Consider the following 11931-nt stretch of genomic DNA (forward strand, 5'->3'; position numbering starts at 1 on the left):
GATCTGTAAATGCTGGGGTCATGCTTAATAACTGCTGAAATGCTTATCCTATATACATTTTCGCAGTTTTTGACCCCTTTTTTTTATATCTTTGTGAGAAATCCGGGTCTAAGGGGTGGCGTGACGCATATTCTCATATCGAAGCTGGTGGTTGGTGGTGTAAGTCTGGTGTAGACCCCACCAAATTTGAGCAGTTAGCACCAGCAGCGAAATCAAGTTGGAAAGCTTGGGGTTGCTATAAGCCCAATCAACCACGTCCAAAACGAGATAAGGACACACATGAGATCATCCCCGGAAAATTCACCAAATATGAACATCCACCAGGAATTGAAAAAAGTATCTTTCTACTTGATATTCCAGACGATATTGCACTACAGATTTACCAAAAAGCGCAAGTCAATCCCACCGATAGCGATCGCGCCAGTGGATTTTGGTACTGCGTTTGGAAGCACAACATTCCCATCACCATTACTGAGGGGGCCAAAAAAGCAGCCAGTTTGTTAAGCCAAGGTCATGCAGCAATTGGGCTAGCGGGAATTAACGGCGGCTACTACAAAACCAACAATCAGCTTGACAATCGCATTGATAATGAAATCAAGAAAGATGAAATTAAGTCCGATCCTACCCTGGCTGTGATTGAACCCGATGAAATTGAGTCCGACGAAACACAAGACGATACTAATAAAGCGCAGAACAATCAACTTGTTGGCAATCAGACCCACATTTTGCATCCTGAGTTAGCGGTTTTTGCTACTACGGGGCGAGACTTCAAAATCTGCTTTGATTTTGACACTACCCCTAAAACCAAAAAAAATGTTGATGCTGCCACTTTGCGTACTGGACAATTACTAGAGGCGAATGGTGGCGAAGTGAGTGTGATTTCTCTACCCGGCCCAGATAAAGGCGTGGATGATTTTATCGTCGCACAAGGAAGTGAAGCTTTTGCACAATTACACGCCCAAGCCTTACCTATAAAAGAATGGGATAATCAACGCTGTCTGGAATTACGCTCAAATATCAAGTTAAAAGATGGCACAGTACGGAAAGTTAGTCCAAAAGATCAGACTGTTGCAGCAGTATCAACCGACAATAAGCAATCTCCGCCGTCAAATACTACTAACGAAATATCTGATACTACAAAGAAGCAACAATCACTACCGAATACAACAGATCAGAATCAACAACCAACCAATTCACAAATTCACTTACCCTTAGAGCAAACAGAAATTGATGCTGGTTCATTTAGCTGGTTTCCTTGGAAGAGGAACAAATCAATAATTCAAGAAGGCAGGAGGCAGAGGGCAGAAGGAACCAATTGTCAGGGGATTGTGACTCCTCCCAATTGGAAGCTCCCAAATCTTTGATTTGGGAGAGGCTTCAGACCCTTACTCCTTTGGGTCGTGGGCAGAGGGCAGGAGACATTCCTTCTGCCTCCTGCCTCCTGCCCTCTGCCTTTTCCAGTGAAACTCCTCCCCTAAAACCAATTCCCAATTGGGCTAAAACACAGGATGTTATCCTTTACCAGGGCAACTACCGACGACGACAACTTGAGGATAAAGAAAATCAAGCGATCGCACAGGCGGCTGTTGCCTTAGTCAAAAAATACGGTGTGGCAACCAAGGACAATCAGCTAACTTACCAAGCCGATGCTTTTACTATTAACAAAAAAGGCGAAGATTACACTATTTACCGTCGCCACGATAGTAAGCCGTTGATGACCTTCATGGCAGATCGTTGGAGCCAGGTGCGACGGGTGAATCTGGCTCAAGATTTTAATACCGAAAATCATCCGATTAATATCCTGCCTGTTGAGAGGCAAGAATTTTTGTTGATCGCAGATTATCTCAAATCTGGTAAACAATTACCTTCAGTGGATGATGATTCACGTAAAATTGCTTGTGTCTTGAGTTCGGTTTCACCTAGTGGCACACACAATATTTTAGAAAGTTTCAAACAACCTCAAGTGTTACAAATCATGATGGGTGCTATCCGTAACTTTGAGAAAGATGACTTAATCTTGGGTAATTACCGCATTCTTTTTCAGCAAGGAGCGGATGGCAAATCTACACTACAGCTATTCAAAACTGAACTTGGGGGTCTGCAAAGGGAAGCTGTAAGATTTGAATTTGAGCGTACTGAAACTGGGATGACTCACCAAGTCAAAGCTTTGGCTATCACTGAAGCTGATTTGGAAAAGTTGGGTTTGTTGGCACAAAAACTGCATATTAATTATCAATCTTATGAAGGCGACCCTAATGATACCCGTGACATCGACTTGCCCGTTCATCCCGAAATTACCCGTAATTTAGACAAGGAGCAGTCACACCAATCTACTCAATCTACGCCCAACGTACCAGATCGCAAGACACAATCAAACCCACAACAAGCTTGCTTTAATTCTCCAATGCGCCAAAAGCTTACTACAACTGGCAAGCTGACTATTGGGGAGCAACGCGAGCTTTATCAGAAAATTCTACTTCAAAGTCTTGTCGAGCAGCACGACAAAGGGCAAACGAATATTTCTCTTCCTCCCTTGAGTGATGTTGTTCAGGACTTGATGAATGCTCGTAGCCAGATTATTAATAATACCTATACGCCCTCTGTTGAAGTACATTCCCAACATCAAAAATCTCACACTCCACAACAACTTGCTACTAATTCACAGGAATTAGAATAATAATACCTATGCAATCTAGCTCAGTGTCCCAAACAATTAGTCTCATCAACCGCGATAGTAGCTTTTCTGACAACCAAATGGCTTACAGACTGGCGCTAATGATGGAGAAATATCCACATACACCTTCAAAATCAATACAGTCAACCCCCGCACTAGACATCACAGAGCGCGAAAATATTATTAATGAGATGAAAGCCACTCTATCTCTTACACAAAATGCTCAAAGCACTGAAGATTACAGGCGCTCTCTCAAGAATAAATACCTCAAGGAGTACACACAAAAATTACGACTACATCAAGCTGACACCCCAGAACATAATAGTTCCAGAGTTGAAAATTTAATCAATGAGAAGAAAAAGACTTTTTTACAACAAATGTTAGATGAAGAAGGGCGTAAGTTGCCTTTAGTCGATAGCCAACAGCCAACACCAAAGGAGACTGAAAATAATCAGGTTGTTAAAAAGTCTCTCATTCCTGCACTAATGAATATTATTGTTACAAAGGGACAAGATACTATTGGCGGTCGGGTTTATGAAGGCATGACTTATCGATTAAATTTATTGATGAGAGAGGGGATGCAGCGTCTGACTGTTTGGCGTAAAAGTGATAATCTGTCGGCTTTTAGTGCTTACAAAGATAGTGACAAAGAATACAAGGTTATCCACAACAACCTTTCTCCACAAGAAACACAAAAGCTGATCGACTTTGACCAAAAACAACGGCAACAACAGCAACTACCACAGCCAGAACAAAATATTAATTCTTATGATGGGCCGGAGTTCGACTAGCTAAAATATCCCACAAATAAACCCAGGAAGAATACACTTACCAGGATATAGCGCTTCGTCACCCGCTCGAATCCTGACCAGGGTGAGATGATGACAGCTAATACTATGTAAAACAATGCTTGTAGAAAATCGTTGTGCCCCAGTTTGATGATTGCCGCTATCATCAAAGCCACAAAAATTAGAAATTCCACTCCTGTTTCAATCCTGTCCCAAAGTTGAACATCATATAGGTAATGCATCTTGTAACCTCTTTCAGAAGTTGGAAGTAAGAAGTCGGAAGTCGGAAGTAATACCCCGTAACTAAAGTTAGAGGATTGAAGCATAGACACCTTATGTCTGGCACTAAATGCCTCACCATAATTCTGATCTTTCTCCTTAAAATCAGGAGTTTCAAACCTTTTTAATATCAAAACTTCCGACTTCCGACCTCCGACTTCCGACTTGTTTTGGTGATTTAGGGAGCATCCTATCATCAATCCCATAGATCCCATCATCTTTGCAAGGAAATATGATGGTGAATTTGGTTCCTTGTGTGGCTACCGAATCTACTCTCATACTCAGTCCGTGAGCATAAGCCACCATCCAAGCAATATACAACCCCATTCCTCTGCCCGGCTTATCAGATAACCTACTCTGAGGCGATCGCCAAAACGGAATAAATATATTGGAGAGTTGTTCAGCAGCAATCCCACAGCCGGTATCTTCGATCTCTATAACTAAATCATCTTCTTGATTGAGCAGTCTTAAAAAGATATCTCCCTTTTTGGTGTACTTAATAGCGTTTGTCACAAGATTGCATAGCATTCTCTCAATACTGATGCTGTCAGCCCTAACTTGGGTTCCATGCTTGTATAACGCTTGGGTTTGATAGTGCAAGTTTAAGCTATGACACTGCGCTATTGCCTGGTATTGAAAATAATTTCTTTGTAAAAAATCAAACATATCAAACTGCACTGCTGCCATCGAATTATGTTCTAAAAAAATCGTTTTTCTATCAGCCAAGCTCTTTCCCCGCTCATTCATTTCTTGTAGCTTTATCAAAAACGGTCTGATTTCTTCTAAAGAATGTCCATATGCACCATCAATTATCTGATTCAGCACTAACGATGTTCCTTTAAAAATGTTTGATACGTCGTGTAACAGAGCTGCAAAATCCAACTGTTTACTTAAAACTTCTTGTTGCATATATGCTTCCTCAGACAGATTGTTATTTTTACTACTTTTATGAATACTAATTCTCTTTCTAAATTTTAGAGTATTTTTATTTTATACTGGAAAAACTTTTTATACAATCAGATTTTAGTATTACTTTTTCTACTTGATTTCGATTTGCTAACTTTTCTCACTCAACTGTTTTCAGTTTATATATCTATACATAAAAAATCAAACACTTTACATCAGTAACTATGTTATAAATATTGAGATACCCAATAATTGAAACAATCAGAGCTTTATATGATTCGATTAATAATTATTGACGATGAAGAGTTAATCAGACTTGGCATAACTACGGCTATTAATCAACAACCAGATATGGAAATGATAGCTAATGCTTCTACTGGTGAGCAGGGGATTAAATTAGTCCAACAGTTGCAGCCTGATGTTGTCCTCGTGGATATTGGTTTACCCGACATCTCTGGAGTCGAGGTTATTAAACAAATCAAAGTTTATAGGGGCAACATTAAAGTTGTTGTTCTTTCCTCCAATTTTTCTCAAGAAATTGTCACTGCTGCTATCGGCAATGGCGCTGAATCTTACATTCTCAAAAAAAATGATGTTTCTTTAATTTTAGAAGCCATCAGAACTACTTATAATAATAAAAGTTTATTTGATTCGGAAATTGTTAAAAAAGGTTTTCTAAGCTTTTTTTCTAAGCCGAAAATCAAAGGCAAGATATTTGATGACCGCTTAACCGAGCGAGAAATTAATGTTTTAACATTAATTGCTGCTGGATTTTCTAATAAGGAGATCGGGGAAAAGTTATTTATTGGCGAGAACACTGTCAAAAATCATACTAGGAATATTTACTCTAAATTAGGTGTTGATAGTCGCATCAATGCTATTCTCAAAGCCTCTGAACTCGGCTATATCTCGAAAAACCTTCTTCACGTTAGTTAAGTGCTTTTTACTTTCCTACTTGAATTAAACAATAACCTTTGGTTTTATCTTCTCTTTCTTGACAGGCTTCAATTGCTGCTTGATTCTTCAATAGTAATTGATACATCTGTTTACCCTCTTGGGATTTTGCCCATTGCAGAATCTTGAGATCGTTATGTGATACTACTACTGACTGATTCGTTCCTATATTTTGCACCAAATTCCAGGTGGTCAGCGAACCCAGCAAGGTACTGGTCGCCGCGACTATTCCACATACTGCTGATACTGTTCCTAACCCCCAGCCTGCTTGCACTTTCATCCCTGCTGTGCCATTCGGCTTAATTTTTTTCATCTCATCACGCACAGCACTGGAGACAACCGTATAGTGCATTGACTCGGCGGATTTACTTGTCTTCTCCAGTTTTTGGTCTATTAATGCTGCCCATGCTTCTATCATTGCCTCCATTCTTGCCTGGAGGTCTATCATCGTTTCTTCATATCGACCCAGCGTTGCCATCATCCTAAATGTTGGGTCATCTGGTGTGATTCCTAATTGGTACGCCCCTTCAACTATGCGCCTTTGTTCTGATGGAGAATAACCTTGTAATATATCTTGTGATGTCATCAATCAAGTCCTAAATATTTAATAGCCAAATTGTTATTTATCACTGAATTGCGGAAATTTTTAATCCACTGAAAAATGAAACTTCTCCAGAACAAAATTATTGAGAAATTCTGACAAACTTGTGAATATGGTTTACCAGTCTTTTCCATCGCTTGATAATGATTCCTATGTAGCGCCGCTAATTCTATTTCTGTACCTCCTATCATTAACAAGTTTTTCCGTATCTTTGACTCATATTCTCTAAATTCTGGCGCAAAATGGTAGTTTTTTACCACTACATAATTAGCGTTATTAGTCGTGGTTTGGATGATTTGATTTAAGTAATCTATACAGTCTACCCTGTGAGAAATAGGTTGGATAAATGTTAGCTTCCATTCATATTCAACCAATGCTTCTAATAGCTCAGATTGCACAATATACTGGCAAATTTTGTCTATATATTGCCCCGGCATATCCACCAAAATAATATCTACATCATCAGCTACCAAATCATCAAAAATCCTATCAGTTCCTTTATTGAAAAAATCTATTCTTTCAATAACCGCTAACTCTTTATATGCCAAAAGCCTATCACGATTATCATGATCGTATACTTTGATTTTCTTGCCTCGTAGCTGATAAATTTCAATTAGCAATTTAATAACTGTAGACTTACCTATACGAGAGTCTCCTACAGTTATCACCATTCTTTTAGATAATTTAGACATTTATATTCTCCAGTCCTAAAATATGCTTTACTGGACTAATTTGCTGTTTAAAATTTTTTAGCCAACTTTTTACACGCATTTTCACTCCCGGTAATTCTTTTTGCTTTATTCCTTCAGAAAAGGTCAGTGAGTGTTCATCTAAATAATCATAGGCATATTCAAGTAAATCCGGCATTGTAATATCAAATAGAGGGATTCCTGCCTCGAATAACTCTTGCTTTATCTCTTGAACTCTTGATGAGTTGCTGTATCTAGAAAATTCTTCCTCTTCACCGTAGAATAAATTTTTAACAACTATATAGTCAACTTGATTTCCGCAAAAGCTATACAAATCTATTAATTGTTTTACTGAATCTGATACTCGACTGATTACCACGACTATTGTTACTCTGATATCGTAATCATTGGCGGCTGTTTCTAAGAACTCTTGTTCTATAAATCCTTTGAATATTTGTCTTGATTGTGGCGGCAACTCTAATAAAAATAGTGATTCTGGTGGTGGCATTTGATTATATGTATCTGGCTCTGGCTCAATCATTCTCTTTATCTGGTCAAAAAATCTATCTATACTACCATCTTTAAAGATATTTAGCTGTTGTATCTGACAATGCTCACCATATTCACCATAATATCTCAACAAATCCGGATTAGAATTATCTGCATCTACTGCTACAATTCTTCTGCTCGTATCTATACAAGTTTGTAAAAATCCTCTCGTCCACATTGATTTACCAACTCCACCTTTTCCCCCGTCTACTATTACTAATCTTTTTATGCTAGTTTTAGTCCCTACTTCTGTTTTATTATCAATTTCTTCTGACTCCTTATCTAGGTCTGGAGCTATATCTATATCTACTGCTGGTTTTTCTGATTCTAACTGCTGCTCTGGTTTTAAATCATCTAACGTTATCTTTTTTGTTAGTTCAATCTCAGAAATATCAGCTTGAATCCCAATAAAATTATTATTTTGATTATTGTCGATAATCTGTGTCATTTCTCTTCTTCTCCTTTTGTTCATCATTTGTGTTAGTTCTTAATTATTTACAAAAAATCTTTTTGAAATATAGGTAAGATTTTGCTTCTTGTCCATTGCCTAAAATTGTTAATTACCTGTTCTTCTCCTATGCCTCTCAATTTGTAAACACCTCCAGAGTTTAAGGTTTTTACTATTATTAATTGCTCTCCAATAACCACATAACGTTCTTGACTGTGGATATTAATCGGCACTATCTTTTCATTATTTAACTCTGGAGCAATAATTTTAAATACATCTTCGGCAAATATCTCTAGCCCTAACGGAGTAGAGATTACTCGCACTGTGCTACCCAACGGATGGTCAAATTCCCAAAATGTCCATACTTTTTTCATCGCTATTTTTCTAGATGTCACTTACCTCAATTGCGTTTATGAACTAATTATTTCTTCAACCTGCCCCATTATCTATGACATATTCCGCCTAAAAAGATAAAGAAACTTTCGTGCTGTTTTTTTTAGTACGAAAGTAACTTGTTCTTTATTCATAATTGTTATATGATGTTTGATTTACTTTTTTACAAAATATGTCATCTATGCTCAAATCGCACCCAATATCAGGAATTTGGGAACATTCAGGCTGTTATACTGCATAAAATAGTAGTCTGACCAAAACAATTGTGAATTCCCAATTTGCTTTTTAAAATAATTACAAATTGTCAACGAGAAAAAGCGAATTGCTTTGACACGCCTATCTGGTTTCCAAAAAATCGTTAAGAATTGATTAGATATATAGAACAGATATGTATAATAGTTGCAGTTTGCGAGCTAGCATTTTCGCCAAGTAGATATTGGTTTAAGCAAGAAAATTGATAAGTAATTTTCGCGCATCAAGTTTTGGAGTATTTATGAATAAAAATAAAATTACTTTATTCACTGTCCTTGCTTTGATAGGTACAGTATTAGGGGCTTGCCAGTCTGATGGAGACAAGGTGGCTCAGACAGATAATAATTATCCGGCTAAGTTAACTGATGTGCAAACCCTAAAAGATAAGGAAGTGCAGGAGCAAATTAGGCAGTATGTAGAGGAAACGCCGGACTTGTACAGAATAAGTTGGAAAGTATGTGGGGATTGGAACGCTCCGTACAAAGACGGAACAAGGTGCAACGAAACCAGAATCCCTCGAACTAAGGGATATTTCGAGCCTGTTTATGTGTGGGGAGCCAATGGAGTTCAGTTTGTTAACAAACAGGATTTTGTCAGAAATTTTTGGACTACAGGACTATTTGTACAATCAACAGGGTGCTTAATTTTAGGGAAGCCGCGAGAAGAAAGCTTGTACAATGTGAAAAATTTCATGCTCCAGAAAACAAGCACTACTCCTACAGCAGAGAATGTGAAAGTTGAAGTTTTGTCAAAACAAGAAAAACAAACAGTAGTAGAACAAGCTTTTAAAGACGCAGAAGTTGAAAATTATGCGCTGACAAATTTCGGTGTGTCAGCAACCACAGGAATGATCCCAACCGGGAAAAGCTGTCTGAACTTTGAAGAATGGAAGAAAACGCAGTTTTAGCACCTGTTCAAAAATAAGGAAAGCCAGCCTTCGCTTTCATCCCTTTGAGGGATGAAAGCTCCTCTTTTATCGATCTCCCCTGTTGACCAAATCAATCAGTCCATTGAAAGATGATGCCGACCATTGGTCGGCAAAAATAAGCGCTAGCCCCCCATATCTTTAGTTTTGTAGCCAGGCGATTAATTACAACTGGCTCTGTTAAAAGATCGGGTGGGTTATTGTTCGTGCATCCAACATCCAGAAGAACTTCCTATTACCCAAATATTTTGGCTATTGTAAAAATCCCCACGTTGCTCTAATTTAAAGCCACCTAGCAATAATCCCAACCACACCTCCACCATCGGCATTTTCAAAGCGCGTTGCAGTTTAGTTAGGGCGATTTCATCTTTTACTTGTGCAAGATACTGTGCGATCGCAGCAGTCCATTTTTGCACATCTTCATCGCTTGCTAAGTTGCGAACATCTTCTAAAGTTGTCACTTGTTCTAGCATTGTTAGGACGTTCGCTTTGTCAACAGGCGCTGCCACTGAATCATTATTTTGGGCAGTATTGGAAAACTGATGCGGCCCATGCGGTCTAAAAGTCTGCGCTGGCGGTTCTTCGATTAGGTCATCCAATTCTAGGTGCATGGTTGTCCGCACCAAACCAGCAAAGATGTCGGTGCTGATTACTGGCCCGTCTGTATCATTCTTAGCGCGTATATCCTCCAACAACAACTGGGCGCGGGTTTTGAGAATATCTGCTATTTGATAAAATGCGGCCGCGGCTGTTGTTAACTGTGCTTCTACAGGTAAATTTGTTAGCTCAGTATCTAAGCATTCCCACACTGCATCAAGTGTTGATGTCGTTGGCGCTTCTGATATCTCATCCAAAATATCCCAAATAGTTAATTGCCGATAGCTGGTCATGATTAAACTTGTGGCTGCTTTGGGCAAGGTCGCACTGGGCAATGCGTTGGACTAACCTCAAACATATCTTTATACTGATACAGGGAAATATTGTATTCTTTAGCAAACGCCTGCAACACCTTATCTGTGTAGGCACGTATTTTGCCAGCCGTTAGCCCAAAGCAGTGAATTGGCTCTAAACGACAAATCGGCTTTTGCCCCAGCCATAACTCTGCACCTAAAGCGTGCAATGGTTTATCCCCTGGTTCTTTATATAAGTACAATACAGCAAAATAGTTGGCTGGTGGCTCAACGGCGATCGCTTCAATCTGCCCAGAATCATCTAATGTTCGGTTGCGGTAGAACGAACGGCGATTGTGACAAACCTTCGGATTCCAACAGCCATCACCTTCTGGCCCGTGCAACACCTTAGCCTTAGATGTTGGCAACTTAGCACACAGTTGACACTTAGGATCGAGCGGCTTGGGCATGGGTTACTCCGATTCATCTTCGCCTATCGCACGATAGTAAGCAGCGATCGCTGCTTGTTGTTCACCACGAAGTGTATATCGCCGAAAAGCTCTGTCAGATTGATGTCCTGTTAGCTTCCTTGCATGAGCCGGGTCAAGACCTAGTAATATTAAATCAGTAGCGTAGGTATGCCGAAACGAGTGCGGATGTAAATCTTCAATGCCTGCGATTTCTCCGATTTTCTCCACAGCAAAGTAAATGCCGTGGTAACTCAAGCGTTCGCCTTTAAATGAAGCATGATGTGAAATCATCAACGGTGTGAGGCTATTCAATTCTTCCCCTGATTCAATACGCGATCGCAAATATTCTTGCAAAACTTCTCGGCTTTCTTTTTTTAGTGGTACTAAGCGTGGTTCATTCGTTTTGGTATCTGGCAAAAATAGTAGCTTGCCATCAAATGACCCGACATTTAATTCGACAATTTCCCCTGCCCTCAACCCGTGACTGAGAATGTGTACCAGTGCTGTATCCCTAAGTTTAGTTTCTCCCAGTAGCTCTAAAGCTGCCCACACCCTTTCCATCTGTTCTGGTGTTAGGCTTTGCGCTGGTGGCAATGGTACTTTTTCTAGTTTTATCCCCAGTGTTGGATTGGTAGCAATTATATCTGGGTACGTATAACACATCCATTTAAAAAAGCTTTTCAGTGCAGCAACTCCCGCATTGATGCTACTTTTTGAAAGCGGCTTTTGTACATCAGTTTTTACTTCATCCCTGAGATATTCTTTGTACAATCCAAAGTGACGCGGGCGTAGCTCGTGATAGTGCAGTTGGGTCCATCCTAAGAATCTCTTTAGTTCGCGTTCGTAGAGCTTGCGGCTATTAGGCGCTAGGTTGTTGCTGCGTAAAAACTCCAGCACCTTTACAAGGCGAATATCAGTCGGCGCAGCTATTTTTGCTGGTCTATCCCTCCCTGTTCGCTGCTCCATACATACAGCTTCATCATTTAAGGGAATAAGTTTGATCTGTGGTAGGTTGTCAAACTGGGAGTTATTTGCCATATCGCGGCGAGCGCCTGGAAGCACAGTGGAAGCAACACCCCAAATTGTATGCGACTTCAGGTAGAACTTGCCCAA

15 protein-coding genes are annotated in these 11931 nt (G+C 39.6%); 6 read left to right on the forward strand and 9 right to left on the reverse strand.

The window, feature by feature from the left end; translation table 11 throughout:
• Positions 1-309: 309 nt before the first annotated feature.
• From H6H03_RS40680 to H6H03_RS30545, 4 genes are read left to right on the forward strand one after another with little or no spacing between them, the layout of a single operon-like run.
• Positions 310-504, forward strand: coding sequence for a hypothetical protein (locus H6H03_RS40680; protein ID WP_242058066.1), 195 nt, complete (start codon positions 310-312; stop codon positions 502-504).
• Positions 468-1364 (forward strand): DUF3854 domain-containing protein, encoded by an 897-nt coding sequence (locus H6H03_RS30535; protein WP_313931964.1) that lies wholly within the window; start codon positions 468-470, stop codon positions 1362-1364. Before H6H03_RS40680 ends, H6H03_RS30535 begins: the two co-directional genes overlap by 37 nt.
• A gap of 29 nt (positions 1365-1393) precedes the next feature.
• Positions 1394-2677, forward strand: coding sequence for a hypothetical protein (locus H6H03_RS30540; protein ID WP_190958799.1), 1284 nt, complete (start codon positions 1394-1396; stop codon positions 2675-2677).
• An 8-nt stretch (positions 2678-2685) separates the two neighbouring features.
• A complete protein-coding gene (locus H6H03_RS30545) occupies positions 2686-3465 on the forward strand; it encodes a hypothetical protein (protein ID WP_190958800.1) in 780 nt (259 codons plus the stop codon).
• Here H6H03_RS30545 and H6H03_RS30550 read toward each other — a convergent pair.
• Positions 3462-3704 (reverse strand): hypothetical protein, encoded by a 243-nt coding sequence (locus H6H03_RS30550; protein WP_190958801.1) that lies wholly within the window; start codon positions 3702-3704, stop codon positions 3462-3464. The two genes, H6H03_RS30545 and H6H03_RS30550, sit on opposite strands and share 4 nt — an antisense overlap.
• A 151-nt stretch (positions 3705-3855) precedes the next feature.
• On the reverse strand, positions 3856-4650 hold the full coding sequence (locus tag H6H03_RS30555) for a sensor histidine kinase (RefSeq protein ID WP_190958802.1): 795 nt from the start codon (positions 4648-4650) through the stop codon (positions 3856-3858).
• A gap of 270 nt (positions 4651-4920) precedes the next feature.
• Between H6H03_RS30555 and H6H03_RS30560 the strand changes: the two genes are divergently transcribed.
• The gene (locus H6H03_RS30560) at positions 4921-5583 is read left to right on the forward strand and encodes a response regulator transcription factor (RefSeq protein WP_190958803.1); all 663 of its coding nucleotides are present in this window, start codon (positions 4921-4923) and stop codon (positions 5581-5583) included.
• 7 nt (positions 5584-5590) lie between these two features.
• Here H6H03_RS30560 and H6H03_RS30565 read toward each other — a convergent pair whose 3' ends face one another.
• Genes H6H03_RS30565 through H6H03_RS30580 form a run of 4 tightly spaced genes read right to left on the reverse strand, consistent with a single transcriptional unit; the run spans position 5591 to position 8283 of the window.
• Positions 5591-6187: a DUF6753 family protein gene (locus tag H6H03_RS30565; RefSeq protein WP_190958804.1), complete on the reverse strand. Its 597-nt coding sequence runs from the start codon at positions 6185-6187 to the stop codon at positions 5591-5593.
• Positions 6187-6894, reverse strand: a complete 708-nt coding sequence (locus H6H03_RS30570) for an ATP-binding protein (protein ID WP_242058065.1) — start codon at positions 6892-6894, stop codon at positions 6187-6189. Before H6H03_RS30570 ends, H6H03_RS30565 begins: the two co-directional genes overlap by 1 nt.
• Positions 6887-7888, reverse strand: a complete 1002-nt coding sequence (locus H6H03_RS30575; protein WP_190958805.1) for a hypothetical protein — start codon at positions 7886-7888, stop codon at positions 6887-6889. Before H6H03_RS30575 ends, H6H03_RS30570 begins: the two co-directional genes overlap by 8 nt.
• 47 nt (positions 7889-7935) lie before the next feature.
• The gene (locus tag H6H03_RS30580) at positions 7936-8283 is read right to left on the reverse strand and encodes a hypothetical protein (protein WP_313931962.1); all 348 of its coding nucleotides are present in this window, start codon (positions 8281-8283) and stop codon (positions 7936-7938) included.
• Positions 8284-8774: 491 nt separating this feature from the next.
• Here H6H03_RS30580 and H6H03_RS30585 point away from each other — a divergent pair, with 491 nt between their 5' ends.
• Complete coding sequence (locus tag H6H03_RS30585) at positions 8775-9440, forward strand: hypothetical protein (RefSeq protein ID WP_190958806.1); 666 nt, start codon at positions 8775-8777, stop codon at positions 9438-9440.
• Positions 9441-9655: 215 nt separating this feature from the next.
• On the opposite strand, the gene H6H03_RS30590 is transcribed toward H6H03_RS30585, so the two are convergent.
• From H6H03_RS30590 to H6H03_RS30600, 3 genes are read right to left on the reverse strand one after another with little or no spacing between them, the layout of a single operon-like run.
• Positions 9656-10348, reverse strand: a complete 693-nt coding sequence (locus H6H03_RS30590) for a hypothetical protein (protein ID WP_190958807.1) — start codon at positions 10346-10348, stop codon at positions 9656-9658.
• A 2-nt stretch (positions 10349-10350) separates the two neighbouring features.
• The gene (locus tag H6H03_RS30595) at positions 10351-10818 is read right to left on the reverse strand and encodes a hypothetical protein (RefSeq protein WP_190958808.1); all 468 of its coding nucleotides are present in this window, start codon (positions 10816-10818) and stop codon (positions 10351-10353) included.
• Positions 10819-10821: 3 nt separating this feature from the next.
• Positions 10822-11856, reverse strand: coding sequence for a tyrosine-type recombinase/integrase (locus H6H03_RS30600; RefSeq protein WP_190958809.1), 1035 nt, complete (start codon positions 11854-11856; stop codon positions 10822-10824).
• Between the last annotated feature and the right edge of the window lie 75 nt (positions 11857-11931).

This window comes from Nostoc paludosum FACHB-159, assembly GCF_014698835.1.
Taxonomy (GTDB): Bacteria; Cyanobacteriota; Cyanobacteriia; order Cyanobacteriales; family Nostocaceae; genus Nostoc; species Nostoc paludosum.

Bases quoted from the DNA above. Each gene is read 5' to 3' on its own strand.
- H6H03_RS40680 (WP_242058066.1), top strand. From the start codon at position 310: ATGAACATCCACCAGGAATTGAAAAAAGTATCTTTCTACTTGATATTC.
- H6H03_RS30545 (WP_190958800.1), top strand. From the start codon at position 2,686: ATGCAATCTAGCTCAGTGTCCCAAACAATTAGTCTCATCAACCGCGAT.
- H6H03_RS30550 (WP_190958801.1), bottom strand. From the start codon at position 3,704: ATGCATTACCTATATGATGTTCAACTTTGGGACAGGATTGAAACAGGA.
- H6H03_RS30555 (WP_190958802.1), bottom strand. From the start codon at position 4,650: ATGCAACAAGAAGTTTTAAGTAAACAGTTGGATTTTGCAGCTCTGTTA.
- H6H03_RS30560 (WP_190958803.1), top strand. From the start codon at position 4,921: ATGATTCGATTAATAATTATTGACGATGAAGAGTTAATCAGACTTGGC.
- H6H03_RS30565 (WP_190958804.1), bottom strand. From the start codon at position 6,187: ATGACATCACAAGATATATTACAAGGTTATTCTCCATCAGAACAAAGG.
- H6H03_RS30570 (WP_242058065.1), bottom strand. From the start codon at position 6,894: ATGTCTAAATTATCTAAAAGAATGGTGATAACTGTAGGAGACTCTCGT.
- H6H03_RS30575 (WP_190958805.1), bottom strand. From the start codon at position 7,888: ATGACACAGATTATCGACAATAATCAAAATAATAATTTTATTGGGATT.
- H6H03_RS30585 (WP_190958806.1), top strand. From the start codon at position 8,775: ATGAATAAAAATAAAATTACTTTATTCACTGTCCTTGCTTTGATAGGT.
- H6H03_RS30590 (WP_190958807.1), bottom strand. From the start codon at position 10,348: ATGACCAGCTATCGGCAATTAACTATTTGGGATATTTTGGATGAGATA.
- H6H03_RS30595 (WP_190958808.1), bottom strand. From the start codon at position 10,818: ATGCCCAAGCCGCTCGATCCTAAGTGTCAACTGTGTGCTAAGTTGCCA.
- H6H03_RS30600 (WP_190958809.1), bottom strand. From the start codon at position 11,856: ATGGCAAATAACTCCCAGTTTGACAACCTACCACAGATCAAACTTATT.